Origin of the sequence: Amycolatopsis sp. cg13, assembly GCF_041346965.1 — a bacterium.
Classification (GTDB): Bacteria; Actinomycetota; Actinomycetes; order Mycobacteriales; family Pseudonocardiaceae; genus Amycolatopsis.
Window position 1 is genome coordinate 9425843 of the sequence record NZ_CP166848.1, and the last position, 20759, is coordinate 9446601.

The window sequence follows — 20759 nt, forward strand, 5'->3', positions numbered from 1 at the left end:
GGGGGCTGTGTTGCCGTACGACGCGGAATTCAGGTTGAGCATCACTCGCGCGCTGCGTGACCAGCTCGCGGACTCGATGGCGGGACTGGATCCAGACGCGTTGAGCGTGGACAACATCGAAGCCTTGCGTCCCCGCCCCGGCGTCTACCAGCTATATCATCGTGGTCAGCTGGTCTATATCGGCAAATCGGACATACCGTTGCCGACTCGCTTGGCGAGGCATCACCGCAAGGTCTCGGGGCGCACCGGTATCTCGCCCGGCGAGATGGAGTTCAAGTGCCTCTATGTGGAAGAGGACCTCTCCGCCGTCGCGCCGGAGACCCTGCTGATCCAACGTCACCGGGGTGCCGGAGAGATCCCGTGGAACCACAACGGCTTTGGAAGCAACGATCCGGGGAAGGAACGCGATACGACGACTATCAAGGCCGACCACTTTGACACCCTTTACCCGATCGACCTTGAATGGCCCTGTCGTGTGCCGATGATCGCCCCCACTATTGGGGACGTGCTCAAGCAGTTGAGTCAGATGCTTCCTTACAAGTTTCGTTACCAGGCCGCGCGTAGTCCCCGCACGCAGCCAAAGGAATACTCCTTGCCCTGTCCGGCGGCCGGTTGCGTCGAAATGACCGCGGATGAGCTGTTCGGCGTCATCGTCGAAACCTTGCCCAGGCCATGGCAGATTACCGCTCTGCCTGGCTACGTGATTATGTACAGGGCCAATAAGAAGTACGCGAGTGCTGTGCGGATCTACGCGAGTTGAGCAAATGAATTCACCGCTGGCGCGCCTCGTTGACGGTGTGCTTCGATGACGCCCGGACGTGCTGGCCGAACTGTCGTCATGAGTCGCCTCGGCCGGGGCCGTCTCCGCACGTGGCCATGATCGGTTCCTGGCGGTCGACCTGCGAGGACGTGATCTCGTGATGGCTGTGACGGGGTCATCGAGTCCCGTCACGGCCATCACGCCGGATGGCGTACTCGGGCCCGCCCCGACTTCGCGGATCGGAGACGCCGCACGCCGAGCTGTGTCAGCGTGCGGCGGCGGCGATTTGTTCGTGAGTCGCGGACGGCGAAGGAAGGGTGAGGCGGTTCCGGACTTGTCGCCGTGCTAGTCCTCGTCAAACAAGCCGAGCAATGGCTCCTGATCCGTGCCTCGCGTGCTGGGGGGAGCTTCTTCGTCCGAATCGACTTCTCGTGGTTGCCCTGAAGCGTCGACGAAACTTTCGTTATCGATTTGGCGTAGTTCGGTGATGAAGTTGCCAAGAAGCTCTTCGAGGGTGGATATGGGCGGGTATTTCTCCAGGTGGTTTTGAATCTTTTCGATGATGGCGGTCCTTTCGTGCTGGTCTTGACCCGTTTCGTCGGCCCAGCTGCGTCCGGGATGGAGGGTGTCCCACGGTGATCGTTTGTTTTGCCTGGTTTTGGCGCTGTCGCCATGCTTGCCGATCCCGTAACAGATCTTCGTCTCTTTGTTCCAGACGGGCTTAAAGAATTCGATTAGCTGAGCTTCTGCTGCTTGCTGGAAGCCGCTCTGTACGATGAGGAATCGGCAGTCGAAGTCGTTGATGTCGAGAGTGCTGCTCGATTCGATCGAAGCCCGGTGCTCGCGAAGCCGGTCGAAGATCTTGCGTCCGTGTTCGACCGGGTCGTTGCTCGATCGGTTGTCCGGGTCCGCCTTGCCGACGTATACCGGATGTTCTTTCTTGGACAGTTCCGCGTATGGGGCGAAGGGGCCGTTGTAGTAGAGAGCGTAGACACCGGCACCGTAGAACGAGCGCAAGGTAGCGAGAGGGTGGCGCGGTTGAGAGGCTGCCATGAGAGCCACGATCCGCGCGGTGGTGTCAGGCTCCAGGGGGTTGAAGAGCTTGGTCGGCCTCAGCACGGGATCGAGCTGATTCGAGACCTTTCGCAATAAGTCGATCTCTACGTTGAGCTTCTTCCGGAAATTCTCGCGAGTCTGACGTTCCAGCTTCTTTCCGACCCGCGCCGCTTCTTCGGCGGTGCGCAGCAGGCTGTCGAGGACGGCCGTCCTGGGATCGGGCGCTTTTCTGGATGGCACTTGGTTTCCCTCCCCTGAGTTCGTGCGTCCTGCCTGGTCTATGCGGACGCACCCGTTGTTCAGGCTCGCAGGATACCGATCAACGGAGGTGGCGCGGAGGCTTGCGCGTATGTCGGCGTCAGGCAAGAGCTGTCAGCGAAGCTGCTGAGTAGGGCAACGGAGACGTAGGCTCCCGGCGTCCCGCTGAGGTTTAGCTTGAGAAGCGCACCCGTGGTGACCTCGTTCGGCGAAGACCGGTGTCCTGACCGAGCGGGGAGCGACGCTCGGCTGGTCCTGACCGCTGAGCGCGAGGATTGTCGAGATTATGCTGTCCCGTGTCAGCGTAGAGGAACCGGTCGCGCGCACCCGGCGGCCGGCGTGGGGGCGAGTCTGCTTTGTGGGAACACGGGCTCGTTCGCGCCGCACGCCTTGCGGTGAAAGCCGCCTACTGGCGCACCCGAAGCGGCACACTGCTCAACAACGCAAGCGCATCAGCACTGGTACTGCCAGGCTCAGCCTGATAAACGATCAACTGCTGCCCAGGCGCACTCCGCACGTCGAACGCCTGGTATGTCAACGTCAGCTCCCCGACTGCGGGATGCACGAGGTGCTTCGGCTCGCGAGTCTTCCCCCGCACTTGATGCGTCTCCCATAAGGCCCGGAACTCCTCGCTGCCCTCGCTCAATTCCGCCACCAGCGACGGCAGCGCCGGGTCGACCGCGGCTCGCAGATTCGCCACTGTCGCCTGGGCCGTCCATTCCCAGCGGGCGTAGAACTGCCGACCCGCCGGGTCGAGGAATGTCATTCGGGCCAGGTTGTCGGCCGCGGCGAACGGGGAGAACAGGGCGTCGGCGAGGGTGTTCGTGGCCAGGATGTCCAGGACGCGGTTGAGCACGAACGCGGGCGCGTGCGGATGGCTGTCCATGAGCTGCCGCAGTTCTGGGCTCACGGTCCGGGGCGTCGGGGACGGCAGGTCGGGCGGGGCGGCGCCGGCGAGGCGGTAGAGGTGTTCGCGGGCGTCGGGGTCCAGGTCCAGTGCGCGGCTGAGGGCGTCGAGCACCTGCGGTGACGGGCGGGTTTCGCGGCCCTGTTCCAAGCGCGCGTAGTAGTCGACGTTCACTCCGGCGAGCACGGCGACTTCCTCGCGGCGCAGGCCCGCGACCTTGCGTCTGCCGGAATAACGCACGTCGGCGTCGTCCGGGGAGCGTTGTGCGCGGCGTGCCCGCAGGAAGTCGCCCAGTTCCGTGCCCATGCGGACCAGGGTAGGCGGCGGGCTGGGTGGGTGTGGCACGTCCTGTCAGCGAGGTCCGTCGCCGCTGAGACTGGGTCGCATGACGAAAGAACTGGCGGGAAAGGTCGCCCTGGTCACGGGTGCCGCGCGCGGGGTCGGTGCGGCGACGGTTGCTTGGCTGCACGCCCGCGGGGCACGGGTGCTGGCCACGGACATCCGGCCGGAGGTGGAACGGTTCGCGGACGAGGACGGAGTGGCCGTGCTGGTCGGCGATGTGTCCGAAGAGGACGTTGCCGTGCGGTCGGCGGCTGCGGCGCTCGAGCGGTTCGGCGGGCTCGACATTCTGGTCGCCAACGCTGGTCGTTCGGTGAACAAGCCGGTCACCGAGACGACGGCGGCGGACTGGGACGAGGTGATGTCGGTCAACGCTCGCGGAGCGTTTCTGCATGCGCGAGAGGCGTTTCGGGTGATGCGCGACCACGGCGGGGGAGCGATCGTCACAGTCGGTTCGTTCGCTTCCACGGTGGGGCTGGCCGAAGCGGCGGCGTACAGCGCGTCCAAAGGAGCGCTGGCGCAATTGACGAAAGTGCTCGCGCTCGAAGGCGCTCCGCACGGAATTCGGGCGAATGTTGTTGCCCCGGGGGTGATTGAGACCGATCTGCTCGACACCTTCCGTGCTGACAGCCGGGCGTATCTGCGGTCCTTCGGCGACGCCCATCCGCTGGGGCGGGTCGCGCAGCCCGAGGAAATCGCCGAGGTGATCGGGTTTCTGGCTTCACCGCGGTCCGCGTTCGTCACTGGTGCGGTCGTCGCGGCCGACGGTGGCTACACCGCGGCTTGATTTCCCTACGCAGAAAGGAATATCCCATGCGGCTCAGCGGCAAGGTCGCGTTGCTCACCGGGGCGACCGGCGGGATCGGACAAGCCACGGCGGAACTGTTCGCGCGAGAGGGGGCCAGCCTGGTCGTCACCGACGTCGATCAAGCGGCGGTGGAGGAGCTCGCTCAACGGCTGGGGACCGAGGTCCTGGCCGACCGATTGGACGTCTCCTCGTCGGAGGACTGGCGCGGCACGATCGAACGGACCCGGCAGCGGTTCGGCCGGCTCGACGTGCTGGTCAACATCGCGGGAATCGTGGATTGGCCGGGCATCGAGGACACCGCGCCGGAGGCCTGGGACCGGGTGATCGCGGTCAACCAGACCGGGACCTGGCTCGGGATGAAGACCGCGATGCCGCTGCTGCGCGAATCCGGCAACGGATCGGTCGTCAACACTTCCTCGGTGCTGGGCCTCGTCGGCAGCGGCGCGGCTGCCGCGTACCAGGCGTCCAAAGGGGCGGTGCGGCTGCTGACCAAGACCGCCGCCGTCGAGTACGCGACGCGCGGCGTCCGGGTCAATTCGGTGCATCCGGGGGTGATCGCCACGCCGATGATCCAGGACTTGCTCGACGAACAGGGCGACCGGCAGCCCGACATCGTCCGCACGCCGATGCGTCGCGCGGGCAGTCCCGCCGAGGTCGCGCACGCGATGCTTTTCCTGGCCAGCGACGAATCCTCGTTCGTAACCGGGACCGAACTGGTCGTGGACGGCGGGCTCACCGCGTACTGACGCCGGCGTGATCTACTATCCGGCATAGTACTTGGACCGGCGAGAGGAACACCATGGCGGGTGCCCGCAGGCGGCGTTCGAGCCGGGTTGCCGCTGGTGCTCGCGGCGGGTTGGGCGCGGGGCTCGTCCTGGCCGGGTTCGCGGGCGGGGCGGCGTTCGCGGCGGCTGCCCGGGCGGCTCCGGCCGAGCGCAAAAGCGAACTGCCGCCCATGGCAGCGGGGCATGAGGTGCTGCCGACAGCTGCGCGTCCGCCGGAGATGGAGCTGGCGGTGCTGAAGTCCGCGGTCAAAACCCGCGACGATCGGCTTCAGCGAGAAAAGGCCCGGCAAGAACCCCGTGCGTACGCGCCGGTGCCGGGCACGATCACCTCCAACTACGGCGGCCGCTGGGGAGCGACCCACTACGGACTGGATGTAGCGAACGACATCGGCGCCCCGGTCCGGACCCCGCTTGCCGGGACGGTCGTCGAGGCCGGTCCGGCGAGCGGGTTCGGGCTGTGGGTCCGCGTCCGGCACGAGGACGGGACAGTCACGGTGTACGGGCACATCAACCGTTACTTGGTCTCCGCCGGGCAGCGCGTGGCGGCCGGGCAGGTGATCGCCGAGGTGGGCAACCGCGGGCAGTCGACGGGGCCGCATTTGCACTTCGAGGTCTGGGCGGACGGGGAGCGCAAGACCGACCCGCTGCGCTGGCTGCGCGGGCTCGGCGTGCGGATCGAACCGGGCGGGTGACCTCGGGTGGACGTCGAGCGGGCGCGTGCGCGACAATACATGCACGTTTCACTATATGTTAGGGACGGTGCGGGGTGAGCGAGCACAAGACGGGGCACGGCCACGGCCACGGGGTGGCGGCGGGCGCGGACCGCACGTGGCTGGTGCGGGCGCTGGTGCTGATCGTCGGGTTCATGGCGGTCGAGCTGGTCGTCGGCCTGATCGCCGGGTCGCTCGCGCTGATCACCGACGCGGGCCACATGCTCACCGACGCCGCGTCGATCGTGCTCGCGCTGGTCGCGATCCGGCTGGCCGCGCGTCCGGCGAAGGGCGGGTTCACCTACGGGCTCAAGCGCGCGGAAATCCTGTCCGCGCAGGCCAACGGGATCACCTTGCTCCTGCTCACCGCGTGGTTCCTCTACGAGGCGGCGACCCGGCTGATCGATCCGCCGGAGGTCCAGGGTGCGCTGGTGCTGGTGACGGCGCTGGCCGGGATCGTCGTGAACGTCGCGGCGAGCTGGTGCATCAGCCGGGCGAACCGGTCGAGCCTGAACGTCGAGGGCGCGTTCCAGCACATCCTCAACGACCTGTACGCGTTCATCGCGACCGCGGTGGCCGGCGCGATCGTGTGGTGGACCGGGTTCGCCCGCGCCGACGCGATCGCGGCGCTGGTGGTCGCCGCGCTGATGGCGAAGGCGGGCTGGGGGCTGGTCCGCGAGTCCGGCCGGATCTTCCTGGAGGCGGCGCCCGCCGGGATCGATCCCGAGGTGGTCGGGGAGCAGGTGGCCTCGGTTCCGGACGTGGTGCAGGTGCACGACCTGCACATCTGGCAGATCACCTCGGGCGAGCCCGCGTTGTCCGCGCACGTGCTGGTGCGGCCCGCCGCCGATTGTCACGCGGTGCGGGCGGGGATCGAGGAGATCATGCGGTCCCGGCACCGGCTGGACCACACGACGCTGCAGGTGGACCACGTCGACGAGGACCGGGCCGAGCATTGCGAAGGGTCGCACGGGCCGACTTACCGGTTCACCGGGCGCAGCTGAACCCTCGGAAGGAACCGCATGCAAGTCACTCTGGCCGCTGCTTCGGCCGCGGGCGGCTGGACGCTCGTGGCGATTTTCGTGGTCCTCGCGATCCTGCTGACCGCGATCGGCGTGGCACAGGCCCGCGATCCGGCCCGGCGGCCTCCGAAAAGCGAGGCGGAGAGCGGAGACGAACCCGAATGAGCGAGCCCTAGGATGCGTGGCGTGCAGGGACTCGGCGAGCTGGAATCGGCGGCGATGGACGTCTTGTGGCGCGCGGGCGAAGCGCGCACGGTCCGCGAAGTGCTGGAGGAGCTGAACCGGGACCTGGCTTATACGACTGTCCTTACCGTGCTCGATCATTTGCACAGCAAGGGCTGGGTGGAACGCGAGAAGCGCAGCCGAGCCTATTGCTACACGCCGACTCTCTCGCGAGAGGAAGCGGCGGCTCGGGCGATGCGTAATCTGCTCGCTGACGTCGGGGATCCCGAAGGAGTGCTGCTGCATTTCGCGCGGTCGGCGTCGGAGGGGGAGCGGGACGCGTTGCGGCGCGGGTTGAGGAAGCGCTCGTGATCGTCTCCGCGGCGCTGGTCGTGACTGCGGCGGTGGTGGGTTTCTGCGGACCGGCTCTCCTGCGCCGGGTGTTGCGGGCACGGGTGCCTGCACCGTTGCGGTTTGTCGTGTGGATCCTGTTGCTGGGCAGCATGATCGCGGCTGGAGTCGGTGCGGTGGCGGCCGCGTTCGGGCCGGGGCACGAGGTGGCGCGGAGGCTGGTCGCGTGGCTGCGTCTTGATGCGTTGCGGCACCACGAAGTTCTGCATCTGGACGAGGTGGTCGGCGTATCCGGCGCGCTGCTCGCGGCGGGTGCGGCGGGAGCGTTCGCGCTGGCATCAATCCGCCTGTACCGGCAACAGCTTCGGTTGCACGACCGGCATTTCGCGGAATTGTCGATGGTGTGCCGGGCCAGGGCGGGCGTGTGGTGGCTGCCGTTGGAGGAGAAACTCGCCTACAGCATTGCCGGAAAGCCGGACCTGGTCGTGCTTTCCGAGGGGCTCGCGAAGGACCTCTCCGGCCCGGAACTCGCTGCGGTGGTCGATCACGAACGGTCCCACTTGCGTGGACGGCACCATCGGCTGGTCGGCTTTGCGCACGCGGTGTCGGCGGCACTGCCGTTCGTTCCGTTGGCCCGGAAGTCGCCGGAATTCGTTGCTGCGGCGGTGGAATTGAGCGCGGACGCTGCGGCTGGCCGTCGGCATGGACCGGCGACCGTCAGCGCGGCGTTGGATCGGATGCATCCGGTGCGTTCGGCGGCTACGGCGCTCAGGCTCGAACACCTCGCTCGCAGCGGTGGCAATACGGTGACCGGCATTCTCGCCCTCGCAACGGCAGCGTTACTCCCCGTGAGCACGGCCGCGGCCCTGATCGTCGCCGGAGCTTGGACGGCCACTCCCGCCCTGCTTCACGCCTGACCGCTATGACTACTATGTCCGTTAGTAATCGGGAACGGGGGCAGATCAGGTGCTGGGGCGAAAAACGCAGATCATCGCGGGGATCCTCGCCGGGCTGGCGCTGACGGCGGGCTGCACGGCCGCACCGGAGCCCGGTCCCGCCGCCGGGAACGACCAGAAGACCAGCGCCGCGCCGGCGCCCGCGACCCTCGACCTCGGGCCGAAGGACGGCTCGAACGACGTCGCGCCCGGTGAGCCCGTCACCGCGGTGGCCGGAGGGTCCACGCTCAGTGACGTCACGGTCGCGGCCGCGGACGGCACCCCGGTCCCGGGCGAGATGGACGCGGCGAAGCAGCGCTGGAACACCAGCAAGCCCCTCGAATACGGCACGAAGTACACGCTGACCGCCCGCTCGGTCGGCGCGGACGGAAACCCGGTGACCCGCACCAGCACCTTCACCACCGCGACCGCCAAAGCGCAGGCTTACCCGTCGGTGATCCCGCTCGACGGCGAGACCACCGGCGTCGGCATGCCGATCACGATCAAGTTCTCCGCGCCGGTCGCGGACAAGGCCGCCGCGGAAAAGATGCTCACCGTCACCTCCGACAAGCCCGCGACCGGAGCCTGGCGCTGGTTCGGCGACGACGAGGTGCACTACCGCACCAAGGAATACTGGCCCGCGTACTCCACGATCGTCCTCGACATCAAGATCGCGGGCCGCGCGCTCGGCAACGGGGTGTTCGGCAAGGCCGACCGCAAGATCACGTTCAAGACCGGCGCGTCGATCATCTCGAAGGTGTCGGACAACGAAAAGCAGATGCGGACGTACAAGGACGGCCAGCTCGTCCTGACGTCCCCGGTCAGCCTCGGCAAGCCGTCGGCGCGCAGCGTTTCGGGCACCATGCTGATCATGACCGTGCAGTCTCCGTACACAATGGACTCCAGCACGTACGGCGTGCCCACCGACGCGCCGGGCGGCTACCGCACCACGGTCAAATACGCGCTGCGGCTCACCAACTCCGGCCAGTTCCTGCATTCCGCGCCGTGGTCGGTCCGGCAGCAGGGCCACTCCAACACTTCGCACGGCTGCCTCAACGTCAGCGTCGAGAACGCGAAGTGGTTCTACGAAAACTCCCATCGCGGGGACGTCGTGACGGTGACCGACACCGGAGTGGACCTCAAACCCGGCGACGGCTGGACCGACTGGCGGTTCAGCTGGGACGAATGGCAGAAGAAGGTCTGACCCCACCGCGTGGCGGCGCACCGGGGGATGCCGGTACGCCGCCCGCACGGATCAGACGGATTGCCGGGGCTGCGGGGACAGCACGTCCTCTCCGTAAATCCCCTGCAGCCAGTTGGTCTGGTAAATCGTGTCGAGGTACCGCTCGCCAAGGTCCGGCGCGACGGCCACCGCGGTCAGATGATGCGCATCGTGTTCGGACAGCCAGCTCGTCGCCCCACTGACCACAGTCCCGGTCGAGCCACCGAACAGAAAACCGTTGCGGGCCAAGCGGTGACACGCCCGGACCGAATCCGGCTCCTCGACCAGGACCACATCGTCCACATAGGACTCGTCCAGGATCGCCGGGCGCACGCTGGTGCCCAGCCCCGGCAGCATCCGCCGGCCCGCCGGGCCGCCGAAGGTCACCGAGCCGACGCTGTCGATCGCGACGATCCGCACCGGGCGGTGCCACTGCCGGAAGAACCGCGCGCAGCCCATCAGGGTGCCCGTGGTGCCCGCGCCGACGAACAGCACGTCGAGGGCCGGGAACGCGGCGGCGATCTCCGGCCCGGTCCGGTGGAAGTGCGCTCCCCAGTTGTCCGGGTTGGTGTACTGGTTGAGCCACACGTACCGCTCGTCCGACGCGCACAGCATGCGCACGTGGTCGATGCGCGCCCCGAGGAAACCGCTCTCGGGACTGGGTTCGGTGATGATGTGCACCTCGTTGCCGAGCGCCTCGATCGCGCGGCGGGTCGCGAGGTTGCAGCGGGAATCGGTGACGCACAGGAACTTGTACCCCCGGCTGGCCGCGATCATGCTCAGCGCGACGCCGAGGTTGCCCGAAGAGGACTCGACGATGATCGAGCCCGGCCGCAGCAGGCCGTCGCGTTCGGCCGCGTCGACCATTTCGGTGGCGGCCTTCAGCTTGATGGAGCCGGCGAAGTTGAAGCCCTCGCACTTGAGGAAGAGCGAATAGCCGAAACTCCAGCGGAGGTCGACGTACAGCGCCTCCTCGTTGAAGGCTTCGGGAACGGTGATGACACGCACAGTTTTCTCCTCGTCAGAACAAAAGCTCAGGGGCGGACGGCGCTCAGCCATACCGGCGCAGGTCGTGGAAGAAGTCCTCGATGACGTGCAGTCCGCCGGCGTCGGACACTCTCTCGTGGACGAAGGCCCCGACCGCGAGGTCGAGGACGCCGAGCCCGAACGGGGAGAAGATCAGCGGCTGGTCGGCGGGCGGGCTGATCCGGCCGGACAGCACGTCGTCCAGGGTGCCGAGCAGGAAATCCCGGCTGCCGGTGCGCTGTTCGACCAGATGCGGCGAGGTGTTGGCCTTGAGGCAGTGGTCCACGTCGTCGACGATGTTCGCCGACGCCAGCAGCACCTCTGGCGCCAGGTCACGCAAGGAAACGTGCAGTACCAACGGGTTGTGCGAGAACCACGAAGGATCGTGCACGTGCGGTTCGCCGGCGATGGTCGCGAAGATCACCAGATCGCTGTCGCGGATCAGGCCTTCGGCCGTGTCGTGCACGCTGATGTCCCCGGCGAACCCGGACTGCTCCAGGTAGCCGCGGAATCCGGCGGCGCTTTCGGCATGCAGGTCGTGCACGTTGATTTCGTCGAACTCCCAGCCGGTTCCGGCGAGGAAGGTGTGGATGTAGCGGGCGATCAGGCCGACGCCGAAGAATCCGACGCGCCTCGGCCGTTGCCGGGGCCGGCTGAGCCAGTCCGCGGCGAGCGCGGCGGACGCGGCGGTCCTGGTCGCGCTGATGATGGAGCTTTCCAGGCAGGCGAACGGATACCCGGTCGCGAGGTCGTTGAGGATCAGCACCGCCGACGCCCTCGGGATCCCGGCGGCGACGTTGCCCGGGAAGCTGGAAATCCACTTCAGGCCCGCGACGTTGGTCTTCCCGCCGAGCGAGGCGGGCAGGGCGATGATCCGGTCGGCCGGGCGGTCGGGGAAGCGCAGGAAATACGACGGCGGGTTGACCGAATCTCCGGTGCCGTGCACCCGGTAGGCGGTCTCGACGAGATCGACGACCTCCCGTTCGCGCCCGGCCAGCGCCTGCTGGACCTGGGCTCCGGAGATCACCGCGAACGGCGGCACGGCGACCGGCCCCGCGGCCGCGGATTCGGCGGTGAAGGATTGCGTGGTCACTGGGTTTTCCCCTCGGCAGCGAGCGAGCAGTCGGAAAGTCGTACCGGGTCGGCGAGTCCGACGAGCACCTCGCGCGGGCCCTCGTAGGCGTCCCGGCTGTGCGCGGTGCGGACGTTGTCGACCAGAAGGAGATCGCCCGCCTGCCACGGTTCGCGGACGGTGTGCTCCTCGTACACCTCGTTGAGCAATTGCACGACGTCCTCGCCGATCGGGTCGCCGTTGCCGAAGCGGGTGTTGAACGGCAGCCCGTCCGCTCCGTAGATGTCGACCAGGTACTCGTGCACCTCGGGCGCCATCGTCCACTCGTTGAGGAAGGCGATCTGGTTGAACCAGCAGCGCTGGCCGGTGACCGGATGCCCGACGATCGCGCTGCGGCGCTGCCGGGTGCGCAGTCCGCCGTCGGGCTGCCATTCGAACTCGATCAGGTTGGCGCGGCAGTAGTCCTCGATCGCGGAACGGTCCTCGGTGCCGAACGCTTCGGCGACCGACGCCCCGATCTCGTCGTTGAAGCTGCGGGTGAGCAGCCAGCCGTCGCGCTCGAACCGCGCGCGCAGGTCGGCGGGCAGCGAGGCCAGCACGGCGGCGGAATCGCTGACGCCGGTGACCCCGCCCGCGGACGGCGGGCTGACGCAGGCGAACAGCATGAGTCCCGGGAACTCGAGGGTGTAGCTCAGTTCGTGGTGCATGCACATCGGCTGGTTCGGCGGCCATTCCGTCGAGGAGTGCACCCCGCCGGGGTAGGCCGCGCGCGGCGCGAAGGCCTCCCGCTCGGTCATCAGCAGGTCGGTCAGCCTCCCGAACACGGCCGCGACGGCGGTCTGTTCGGCGAGCCCGAGACCTCGGACGAGCACCGCGCCGTATTCGGCGACGAGTCTTCGCACCGTCTCCCGGTGCGTGCTCGCCCAGCCGGCCGGGTCGCCGCCTGCCTCGGCCCGCAGCACCGCGGGCAGCCCGGGACAGAAATCCGGCTCGGGCGGGGAAGTCTTCGGCAGGAATTTGGACAACGACATCGTGGAATCCCTTCGATTTCCGCGGTTGCAGAGGGTCAGGAGCTTCGGGACGAGGACCGGCTGTCGATCAGCTCGGCCAGGTCGGCGAGCACCGGATGCTTGGCGACGTCCTTGATCGAGACCGCGCGGTCGAGCGCGATCGCCAGCTTGACCGCGGACAGCGACGTGCCGCCCCGGCCGAAGAAGCTGTCCCGGCGGCCGATCCGGCCGGACCGGATGCCGAGCACCTGCGCCCAGGCTCCGGCGAGCCGCTGTTCGGTTTCGGTGACCGGCTCGTCGTAGTCCTCGTCGGCCGCGTCGAGTTCGGCGGCGAGCGCGGTGAGGTTCTTCTTGTCGATCTTTCCGTTGGCGGTCAACGGCAGCTGCTCCCGCCAATGGAACGCCGAGGGCAGCATGTACTCGGGCAGCGCGGCGCCGAGCTGTTCCCGCAGCAGCTCCAGGTCGAGCTGCTCGCGGCTGGAGTAGAACGCGACCAGCCGCTTGCTCTGCCCGCGTTCGGCCACGACCACCGCGCCGTCGCGCACCCCGGGCACCCGCAGCAGCGTGTTCTCGATCTCGCCGATCTCGATCCGGAAACCGCGGATCTTGACCTGGGAATCGCGCCTGCCGAGGAATTCCACCTTGCCCTCGGGCAGCCAGCGGCCGTGGTCGCCGCTGCGGTAGAGCCGGGCGTCGGGCCGGTGCGGGTCGGTGGTGAACGCCCGCGCGGTGCGCTCCGGGTCGTTGACGTAGCCGCGGCCCACGCACACCCCGGAGAACACGATCTCGCCGGGCGCGCCGAGCGGGACCGGGTCGAGCCGCTCGTCGACGATGTACACGCGCACGTTCTGCACCGGCGGCCCGAGCGGCACCCGCTCCCGCGTCGGCGCGCGGTCCATCACCTCGTGGTTGGTGTCGTCCGAGGTTTCGGTGAGGCCGTAGGCGTTGACCAGCTTGACGTCCGGCATCGCGGCGAACCAGCGTTGCGCCAGTTCGGTTTTGAGCGCCTCGCCGGTCACCGAAACGCAGCGCAGATCGGGCAGCGCGACCGGGTTCTTGTCCACCGCGGACAGGACGACCTCGAGGTAGGAGGGCACGACCTGCAGCACCGACACCCCGCCGCTGCCGAGCCGGTCGACGAACCGGTCGGCGTCCAGGATCACGTCCTGCTCGATCAGCAAGGTCTTCCCGCCGACCAGCAGCGCGGAAACCAGCTGCCACAGCGAGATGTCGAAGCACTGCGGCGCTACCTGCGCGACCACCGAGTCCTCGGTGATGCCGAGGTCGTTGATCTTGGCGTAGAGGTGGTTGACCATCCCGGCGTGCTCGCACATCGCGCCCTTCGGCTCGCCGGTCGAGCCCGAGGTGAAGTAGATATAGGCGAGCTGGCCGGAATCGACGGCGACGGCGAGATCCTCGTCGGAGTGGTCCTCCTCGTACGCGGCGTCCACGAACACGGTGCGCACGCCGGGCAGCGATTCGACCGCCTTGCGCAGCGTCGTCGTGCTGCCCGGTTCGGTCAGCACCAGTTCGCAGTCGGCCCGGCGCAGCGTGGTCGCGATGCGGTCGGTCGGGAAATGCGGCTCGATGGGCAGGTAGACGCCGCCCGCCTTGAACACGGCCAGCACGGCGGCCATCCAGTCCAGATTGCGTTCGGTGACCACCGCGACGACGCCCTCGCGCCGCAGCCCGCGCGCCACCAGCGCCCGCGCCAGGCGGTTGGCGCGCCCGTTGAGCTCCCGGTACGTCCACTGCCGGTCGCCGTGCACCGCCGCGATCGCGTCCGGGCGGCTGGCGACGTGGCGCTGGAACAGCTCGTGGCAGCGCAGGTCCGGCACCTCGACGTGCGGCCCGGCGAGGCCTTCCAGCTGCAGTTTGAGTTCCGCGGACGACAGCAGGGTCGTTTCGCGGTGCGGCGCGGCGACGTCGGTGCGGATCAGCGCGAGCGCGCTGAGGTGGTAGCCGAGAACGCGTTCGGCGGCTTCGGAATTCAGCACCTCGGTGCGGAAGCGCAGCCGGAGCGTCTCCAGGTCCGGCGACACGTCCAGCCGCAGCACGGTGTCCCCGGCGAGGTCCCCGGCGGTGCCGGTCGGGTCGAAGACCGTTTCGAACGGCGGCGCGACGATGCCGAGTTCGGTGCGCAGTTCGTCGACCGGGAAGTCCCGGAAGGCGGCGGTCCGCGCGTCGACCTCCGCGGTGTGCTCGATCAGTTCGCGCCAGGTGCCGGATTCGGTGCTCAGCCGGCAGGGCAGCGGCGTCCCGCCGGGCCCGGCGACGTAGCCGGTGCACACCTGCTGCTCGCCCGAAAGCGCGGCGAGCACCTTGGCGTGCGCGGCGAGCAGCACCGAACTCAGCGGCACGCGCAATTGCTCGGCCAGCAGCCGCAGCCCGGTCGCGATCCCCCGGGGGATCGGCGTTTCGTGGTCGCCGATCGCGGAGCCTGACTCCAGCGTCCAGCGCGGGACGCTGGTGCGTCCGCCGGCGGTGAGTACCTCGCGCCAGTGCTCGCGAACCGCTCCCAGTCCGGTTCTCATGGGTCGTCCTTCCCGTGGTTGTCGTTGCTCCGTCACGATTTCGCCGCCAGCTGACGGCGGGCGGCCCGGATTTCGTGCGCGGGGTTCCCGCCCCAGTGCGCGTGGTCCGGGACCTCAGTGCCCTTCATGAGGAAGGAATCGGGGGCGAGCGTCGAGCCGTCGCCCATCGTCACGCCGTAATGCACCAGCGCGCCGGTGCCGACGACGCAGCCGCTGCCGATGGAGATGCGGTCCATCTTGTAGCCGCCGTCCTCCTGCGAATGGCACTGGACGACGGACCCGATGTTCAGTGTGACGTTGTCTCCCATGCGCACCAACGTCTTTTCGATGATGAGCGCGCCGTCGTCGAACAGCCGCTTGCCGACCTTGACGCCCAGGAGCCGCCAGACCACGCTCTTGAACGGGGTCCCGTCGAGCGCGCGGAAGATCGCGCCGGCCGCGGCCGCTTTCCAGAACCGTTCCTGGCGCCAGAACCGCCGGTCGTAGATCGAGCACGACACCGGGTGCATCGGCCGGATGAACACCGTGATCCGTTCCAGGGCAATGAAATAGAGCATGCCGTAAAGCAGCATCGCGGCCGTGTCGATCGCGAACAGCGGCGGGCCGATCAAGTCGTAGTACACGTCCGAGGCCCAGGTGAGCAGCAGCAGCCCGTAGAAGAACACCCAGTGGGACAAGGCGTACAGCAGCATGCCCCCGACGTTGTGCCGGGTCTTGGCGGCCAGCCTGCGGCGGAATTCCTCTGGCGTCTTCGGGTGGTCGAACTGGCTGTCGCGCTCCACCGAGCGCGGGATCTCGAAGCTGGGGGAGCCGAGCAGGCCGACGCCTTCGCGCACCGGGCCGTCGAGCGGGACCAGGACCTTGGTGGCCAGCAGGCAGTTGTCGCCGGTCTTCGCCCCGGCGGGGTAGACGACGTGGTTGCCGAGGAAGTTCTTCGCCCCGACGTGCACCCGGGACAGCCGGAACGAGGTGTTGGTGTACTCGGCGTTGACCACCGACAGGCCGTCGGCGACCATCGTGCCCGCGCCGGAGGAGAAGAGGTACGGGTTCTCGTATTTCTCGTCGAGCCCGAAGTTGGAGCCGGTCTGCTCTTTGTTCGACACCTTGCAGCCCAGCAGGCGCAGGTAGTTCACGATGGCCGAGCTGTCGCCGAAGAGCGTCTTGAAGAACCGCAGGTTGGTGAGGATGCGGATGGCGCGGTGCGCGGTGTAGCGGAAGGTGTAGAGGCGGTAGACCTCGCCGGGTTTGAGCGCGAGGTTCAGCAGCCGCGGCACGAACGTGACGATCAGGAAGCCGGTCAGCCGCAGGCCGAAGTACAGGATGAAGGAGACGACGAAGGCCCTCCAGTAGAACGTCGGGTTGGCGAAGTCCAGGACGGCCGGGCCGAGTCCCATCGCCGGGCTGAGGTTCGGCAGCGTGTTCAGCACGAAGCCGAGCAGGCCGAGCACCAGCGGGGCCAGCAGGAGAACCGCGGTCAGGGTCTGGCGCACGGCGAACAGCGCCCGCCGGACGCTGCCGCAGCTGCGCGGTTCGACCCGCCGGTAGTGCACGTCGGCGGGGACCGCGGGGACGCCGTGCCAGCTCTGCCCGTCCGGAACCGATTGCCCGGCGTGCAGGGACGACGCGTGCCCGAGCTGGGCGTTCGCGCCGAGCCGGGTTTCGATGTCGATGACGGACATCTCGCCGACGTAGGAGCGCGCGCCGATCGAGACCGGGCCGGTCCGGATCACGCCGTCGTGGGCGCGATAGGTGGTGAAGTAGGTGTCCTTGCAGATCACCGCGCCTTCCCCGACGGTGAGCAGATCGGTGCACACCGGGACGAAGCGGGAGAAGATCGTGACGCCCTTGCCGATCTTCGCGCCCAGCGCGCGCAGGTACAGCGAGTAGAGCGGGGAACCGACGAACAGCGGGACCAGCGGGTTCCGCTGGACGAGCGTCTTGACCACCCAGAACCGGAGGTAGCCGAGGCTCCACAGGCGGATTTCCCCGGGTTTCCAGCGACCGACGAGGATCCATTTGAGCGCGATCGGAAGGGTGCACAGCACCGCCAGCACCATGGCGCCGAAGACCACCGCGCGCAGGTAGTAGTCGAGCAGGCCGGTGCCGGCCAGAATCCAGTCGGTGCCGACGCCGAGCACCCGGGCCACGAGATGCGAATAGGCGAAGAAGATCAGCAGCTGCAGTGTCCCGCAGCCGAAGTATTCGAGCCGGCTCGCCCGCTTCGGCGGCTCCGCGGGGGCCGGGGCGGGCGTCTCGGCGGGGACCTCCTCGGTCTCGGCCAAAGCGGAGACGAGACTGGCGATGGTCGGATTCCGGTAAATGTCCTTGATGGAGACGGCCGGAAGATCGGCACGCTTGCGCACGCGCGCGCAGAACTGTGCCATCACGAGCGAGTTGGCCCCGAGATCGGCGAAGAAGTTGCTGTCGACCGACACGTTTTCCTGCCCGGTGACATCGGCCATCACCTGGGCGAATGCTTCTTCGGTGTCGGGTGCCGGACCGGGGCGGGCGGTCGGGTACTCGGTGAGATCCATATTCTTAATCATCGGTGGATGTAACGCCGACGTAACCTACGGACGTCGGTGTTGACAATTTCGTGACCTGTTCGATGCGAGTCGCGGTTGACAAATGCGACACGGTTCTTGATTAAGGTCTAGACCACGTAACCGGCCATTAATCTGGCAAAGAGGACTAATGCCGTGAATGCCCTTTGTTTTTCAACAGCCAGTGGCGGTTGTCGACGGATCCGGGACGATCCGGCGAAGGGTTCCGGTGAAGTCTGATCGTCGTCGTGCATTTACCGCAAACCGATCCTCCGCACGGGCGATGTTACCAGGATTTCCCCGCTTTCGGGGGGTGGATTCCCCTGTTGGCGGAGGCGGAGCTGGTCCGCTGGGGTGAAATCCGTGGCACAACGAGTGGCGCGAAGTCGCTGTGCGGAGGCGGTCTTGGGCTGCGGTCCGGTTCCGCCGTGCTCGCCGAGGGCGCCCGTCAAGGTTCCTTGGTCCTCGAATTCGGTGACATTATGTTCCGGACCGGAATATGCAAGCGCTGCTTCGCGGGATTGATGGCACTTTCGAGGGAATTGCCGTCCCGCGTCGTGGGTTTGTGCCATCAGGGTGAGATTCGCGGCGAACGGATGGTGTGGTTGCGCTGTTCGGGGGATGTCGGGCTGCTCTGCGAAAATTTTTCGCGGGTGTGCCGCCCGAGGTCGGTGTTCGCCGGAGGGCCGCGCGGAGTGCTACCCGGGAGGAAACGGCCGATTGCGGTATTTCCGCGTCCGATGGCCGGGTTCGGCCGAGGCGTCGGTCCGGTTGCTGGAATTATGTCGCTTCTCGTGGTTTTCTGGCCGCATTGAAACATTTTCGTGTTGTCCGGATTTCCCGGATCGGGCCGGGGGAAACATGAAAGCGATGCCGCCCGCTCTGGGATTTCGAGTGCCGCGGCGATGTCCGATGCCGCGTTTGGCGAAAACGATTACCGTTATGCCGTGCCGGCGGGCGGCGAACTGGCCGGACGCGGTGGCGATTTCGCGACCGCTGGACGTCGTTGCCTGCGCGCGGCTTGTCGCCGAAGCCCGCCGCTTCGCGCATGGTCTGGCCGCGCGAGGAGCTGCTCCCGCTCCTCGCCGAAGCTGGCCGTTTCGCGCATGATTTGGCTGCGTGAGGTGCTGCTTCCGCTCGTTGCTGAAGCTGGCCGTTTCGCGCATGGTCTGGCTGCGTGAGGTGCTGCTCCGGCTCGTTGTCGGAGTTGGCCGTTTCGCGCATGGTCTGGCTGCGTGAGGTGCTGCTCCCGCTCGTTGCCGGAGCTGGCCGTTTCGCGCATGATCTGGCCGCGTCAGGCGCTGCTCCCGGCGGAATCGTCGCGGTGGCCCCCGCGAACTCCGGAATTGCCGCCGCTGCCGCTCGGAATTCTTCTGGCCCGCTGCGCGCGTACCGCGTCTTGGATGCGCGCTGTCCCGGAACCGGCTCGCTGTCCTGCGACCGGCGGTCGTGAAAGCCGACGCGGCCGGTTTTGCCGCGCTCGCCGAGGCGTCGATCGATCATGTGCCGGGCGAGCGTCTCCGGAAGCCCGGCTGCGGGCCCGCGCTTCCCGGCCTGCGATCGGCTGATCCGGCGAGCGTGTTCGGGGCGGCGTCGGGCTTGACGGCAGTGCTGGTGCCGCACCGGGCGACTGCTCGGCTGGTCGCGGCGGGCGACTTTGTCTCTCCAACCCCGTGTCCGGCGCGGGGTGGCTCATCTCTTCCTGGGCTCAGCCCGGTTCGCCGCCGACGCGGCTTTCCTGTCCGGACTGCGAGCCCCGACTGTCGGGGGAGATCGGCTCGACCCGGCGAACGGCCGGACTGTGCTGGCGGCACGGCGCGGTCGAAAACTGCGGGGCCGCAACTATTCGCCCGGATTGCCTAGGTCGCTCTCGACGCCGAGGACGGCATCCCGCTGGGTGCACTGGCGTCGCGGCGCGGGCCGGAGCTGCGACGGCACCGGCCGGCGAACGCGGGGAAATCGCGCTCACCGGAGGCAGTCTGGCGCTCTGCTTCCTCCGGGCACCGGAACGCACCGCCGAAGCCTTCCCCTGAACCGGAAATCAGCGGGCCTGCGCGAACCGGAGATCGCTGCTGGCTCGGCGAACCGGAGGCTGCCGCGCTTACCACTGTCCGAAGTGGACAGTCTCGCTCTCCGGCTTCCGCTTGCGGGTGGCCGGGGAAGCGCCCGCGGAGATCTTGGCGTCGGCGTCGTAGCCGATGGCGATCGCGCCGACCGGCTCGTGGCTGTCGGGCACGCCGAACTCGGTGCGCACCTTGGCGTAATCCTCCGCGCCGATGCCGAAGTACACCGCGCCGAGCCCCTCGTCGACCACGGTCTGAAGGATCAGCAGGACAGCCATGCCGGTGTCGATGTACCAGAACGGCACCGGCCAGTGGTCCTCGCTGCGGTCGGTCCAGCCCTTGTCCGGCTGGGCGTAGCGGTCGAGGTAAACGTCTTTCACCGAGAACGGGATCACGATCACCGGCGCGGCCTTGGTGGCCTCGTCCAGTGTCCAGGACGAGAGGGTGTCGGTGAATCGCCGCACGTCGTCGCCTTGCAGCACCAGGAAAGCTTGGCCTTGCGAGAACCCGGCGGACGGCCCGCGCAGCGCATTGCGCATGATCCGCCGGAGGCTGTCCCCGGGCACCGGCTCGTCGGTGAACTTGCGCACCATGCGCCTGCGCCGCACGACTTCCTGAAACTCCATCGCTGCCCCCTGGAGGAAGTTTTTCGGGCAATTGTATTGCGCCGGCTCCGCCGTCGCGGCGGGATCGCTGTGTTTGATGGCGCCGGCTCCGCCGTCGCGGCGGGATCGCCTTTAAGTCGGCGTGTGGAGGAGCAGCGTGCCCGGCCCGGGGGCCGTTCACGCTGCTCCTCCACACGCCGACGCGATCCCGCGGGGGTGGCTGGTGTTGAGGACGGTGCGGGTGGGGTGGTGGTTCGGCGCGGAGGGGGTTGTGTCATGGGGAGGCAGCACTGCGGGTGCGGACGTGGGCCGTGGGGGCGGGTGCAGCCAGGGTTGTCGGTGGCGCTGGGCGTTGCCGGGGTGTACGGAGTCACCGGCGGGCACTGATCCGTGTTCGGCCCGGTTGCGGAGGGGCGGGCGGCGGGTCGGTGCGGGGAGGTTCGGTCGGGAGGGGGCCTGGCCTGGGTGCGGGGTTTGCTTCGCTGGGTGTCCGCGCCGGTGCGGGTCCGGATCGACGGGCGATCTCGACGGTTCCGTCGAAGACGGCAAGGTCTTCGGCGCGGCGGTTGATCTCGGCGGGGTTCCGAGTGT

Annotated in this window: 17 protein-coding genes; 9 read left to right on the forward strand and 8 right to left on the reverse strand. The window is 67.9% G+C overall.

Going from position 1 to position 20759, the window contains the following annotated elements; all coding sequences use genetic code 11:
- Positions 1-10: 10 nt before the first annotated feature.
- Complete coding sequence (locus tag AB5I40_RS44105; protein ID WP_370936130.1) at positions 11-760, forward strand: GIY-YIG nuclease family protein; 750 nt, start codon at positions 11-13, stop codon at positions 758-760.
- A 345-nt stretch (positions 761-1105) separates the two neighbouring features.
- On the opposite strand, the gene AB5I40_RS44110 is transcribed toward AB5I40_RS44105, so the two are convergent.
- Together AB5I40_RS44110 and AB5I40_RS44115 are read right to left on the reverse strand one after the other, a co-directional pair.
- On the reverse strand, positions 1106-2056 hold the full coding sequence (locus AB5I40_RS44110; RefSeq protein WP_370936131.1) for an Eco29kI family restriction endonuclease: 951 nt from the start codon (positions 2054-2056) through the stop codon (positions 1106-1108).
- Between the two features lie 424 nt (positions 2057-2480).
- A complete protein-coding gene (locus AB5I40_RS44115) occupies positions 2481-3287 on the reverse strand; it encodes a helix-turn-helix transcriptional regulator (protein WP_370936132.1) in 807 nt (268 codons plus the stop codon).
- Between the two features lie 79 nt (positions 3288-3366).
- Between AB5I40_RS44115 and AB5I40_RS44120 the strand changes: the two genes are divergently transcribed.
- The 8 genes from AB5I40_RS44120 to AB5I40_RS44155 all read left to right on the forward strand — a co-directional run bounded on the left by AB5I40_RS44120 (position 3367) and on the right by AB5I40_RS44155 (position 9297).
- Entirely contained in the window at positions 3367-4107 is a 741-nt protein-coding gene (locus AB5I40_RS44120) for an SDR family NAD(P)-dependent oxidoreductase (protein WP_370936133.1), read from the forward strand.
- A gap of 26 nt (positions 4108-4133) precedes the next feature.
- Positions 4134-4874 (forward strand): SDR family NAD(P)-dependent oxidoreductase, encoded by a 741-nt coding sequence (locus tag AB5I40_RS44125; protein ID WP_370936134.1) that lies wholly within the window; start codon positions 4134-4136, stop codon positions 4872-4874.
- A 53-nt stretch (positions 4875-4927) separates the two neighbouring features.
- On the forward strand, positions 4928-5605 hold the full coding sequence (locus AB5I40_RS44130; RefSeq protein ID WP_370936135.1) for a M23 family metallopeptidase: 678 nt from the start codon (positions 4928-4930) through the stop codon (positions 5603-5605).
- Between the two features lie 74 nt (positions 5606-5679).
- Positions 5680-6627: a cation diffusion facilitator family transporter gene (locus AB5I40_RS44135; protein WP_370936136.1), complete on the forward strand. Its 948-nt coding sequence runs from the start codon at positions 5680-5682 to the stop codon at positions 6625-6627.
- A gap of 18 nt (positions 6628-6645) precedes the next feature.
- Positions 6646-6810: a hypothetical protein gene (locus AB5I40_RS44140; RefSeq protein ID WP_370936137.1), complete on the forward strand. Its 165-nt coding sequence runs from the start codon at positions 6646-6648 to the stop codon at positions 6808-6810.
- Positions 6811-6831: 21 nt separating this feature from the next.
- Positions 6832-7179, forward strand: a complete 348-nt coding sequence (locus AB5I40_RS44145; protein ID WP_370936138.1) for a BlaI/MecI/CopY family transcriptional regulator — start codon at positions 6832-6834, stop codon at positions 7177-7179.
- Positions 7176-8075 carry a M56 family metallopeptidase gene (locus AB5I40_RS44150; RefSeq protein WP_370936139.1) on the forward strand — a complete coding sequence of 300 codons (900 nt, stop codon included), beginning with the start codon at positions 7176-7178 and terminating at the stop codon, positions 8073-8075. The genes AB5I40_RS44145 and AB5I40_RS44150 overlap by 4 nt, the downstream gene beginning before the upstream one ends.
- Positions 8076-8124: 49 nt before the next feature.
- Positions 8125-9297: an Ig-like domain-containing protein gene (locus AB5I40_RS44155; RefSeq protein WP_370936140.1), complete on the forward strand. Its 1173-nt coding sequence runs from the start codon at positions 8125-8127 to the stop codon at positions 9295-9297.
- Between the two features lie 51 nt (positions 9298-9348).
- On the opposite strand, the gene sbnA is transcribed toward AB5I40_RS44155, so the two are convergent.
- From sbnA to AB5I40_RS44185, 6 genes are all read right to left on the reverse strand, one after another.
- Entirely contained in the window at positions 9349-10323 is a 975-nt protein-coding gene (gene sbnA / locus AB5I40_RS44160; RefSeq protein ID WP_370936141.1) for a 2,3-diaminopropionate biosynthesis protein SbnA, read from the reverse strand.
- Between the two features lie 43 nt (positions 10324-10366).
- Positions 10367-11434 (reverse strand): 2,3-diaminopropionate biosynthesis protein SbnB, encoded by a 1068-nt coding sequence (gene sbnB / locus AB5I40_RS44165; RefSeq protein ID WP_370936142.1) that lies wholly within the window; start codon positions 11432-11434, stop codon positions 10367-10369.
- Positions 11431-12444 carry a TauD/TfdA family dioxygenase gene (locus AB5I40_RS44170; RefSeq protein ID WP_370936143.1) on the reverse strand — a complete coding sequence of 338 codons (1014 nt, stop codon included), beginning with the start codon at positions 12442-12444 and terminating at the stop codon, positions 11431-11433. Before AB5I40_RS44170 ends, sbnB begins: the two co-directional genes overlap by 4 nt.
- Positions 12445-12479: 35 nt before the next feature.
- Positions 12480-14957: an amino acid adenylation domain-containing protein gene (locus tag AB5I40_RS44175; protein WP_370936144.1), complete on the reverse strand. Its 2478-nt coding sequence runs from the start codon at positions 14955-14957 to the stop codon at positions 12480-12482.
- A gap of 32 nt (positions 14958-14989) precedes the next feature.
- Positions 14990-17491, reverse strand: a complete 2502-nt coding sequence (locus tag AB5I40_RS44180) for a Pls/PosA family non-ribosomal peptide synthetase (protein WP_370936145.1) — start codon at positions 17489-17491, stop codon at positions 14990-14992.
- A 2110-nt stretch (positions 17492-19601) separates the two neighbouring features.
- Positions 19602-20189, reverse strand: coding sequence for a nitroreductase family protein (locus tag AB5I40_RS44185; protein WP_370936146.1), 588 nt, complete (start codon positions 20187-20189; stop codon positions 19602-19604).
- Positions 20190-20759: the final 570 nt, after the last annotated feature.

Excerpts from the sequence above, each read along its gene's own strand:
- AB5I40_RS44125 (WP_370936134.1), top strand. The coding sequence starts at position 4,134 with ATGCGGCTCAGCGGCAAGGTCGCGTTGCTCACCGGGGCGACCGGCGGG.
- AB5I40_RS44115 (WP_370936132.1), bottom strand. The coding sequence starts at position 3,287 with ATGGGCACGGAACTGGGCGACTTCCTGCGGGCACGCCGCGCACAACGC.
- AB5I40_RS44120 (WP_370936133.1), top strand. The coding sequence starts at position 3,367 with ATGACGAAAGAACTGGCGGGAAAGGTCGCCCTGGTCACGGGTGCCGCG.
- AB5I40_RS44180 (WP_370936145.1), bottom strand. The coding sequence starts at position 17,491 with ATGGATCTCACCGAGTACCCGACCGCCCGCCCCGGTCCGGCACCCGAC.
- AB5I40_RS44175 (WP_370936144.1), bottom strand. The coding sequence starts at position 14,957 with ATGAGAACCGGACTGGGAGCGGTTCGCGAGCACTGGCGCGAGGTACTC.
- AB5I40_RS44140 (WP_370936137.1), top strand. The coding sequence starts at position 6,646 with ATGCAAGTCACTCTGGCCGCTGCTTCGGCCGCGGGCGGCTGGACGCTC.
- AB5I40_RS44130 (WP_370936135.1), top strand. The coding sequence starts at position 4,928 with ATGGCGGGTGCCCGCAGGCGGCGTTCGAGCCGGGTTGCCGCTGGTGCT.
- AB5I40_RS44185 (WP_370936146.1), bottom strand. The coding sequence starts at position 20,189 with ATGGAGTTTCAGGAAGTCGTGCGGCGCAGGCGCATGGTGCGCAAGTTC.
- AB5I40_RS44170 (WP_370936143.1), bottom strand. The coding sequence starts at position 12,444 with ATGTCGTTGTCCAAATTCCTGCCGAAGACTTCCCCGCCCGAGCCGGAT.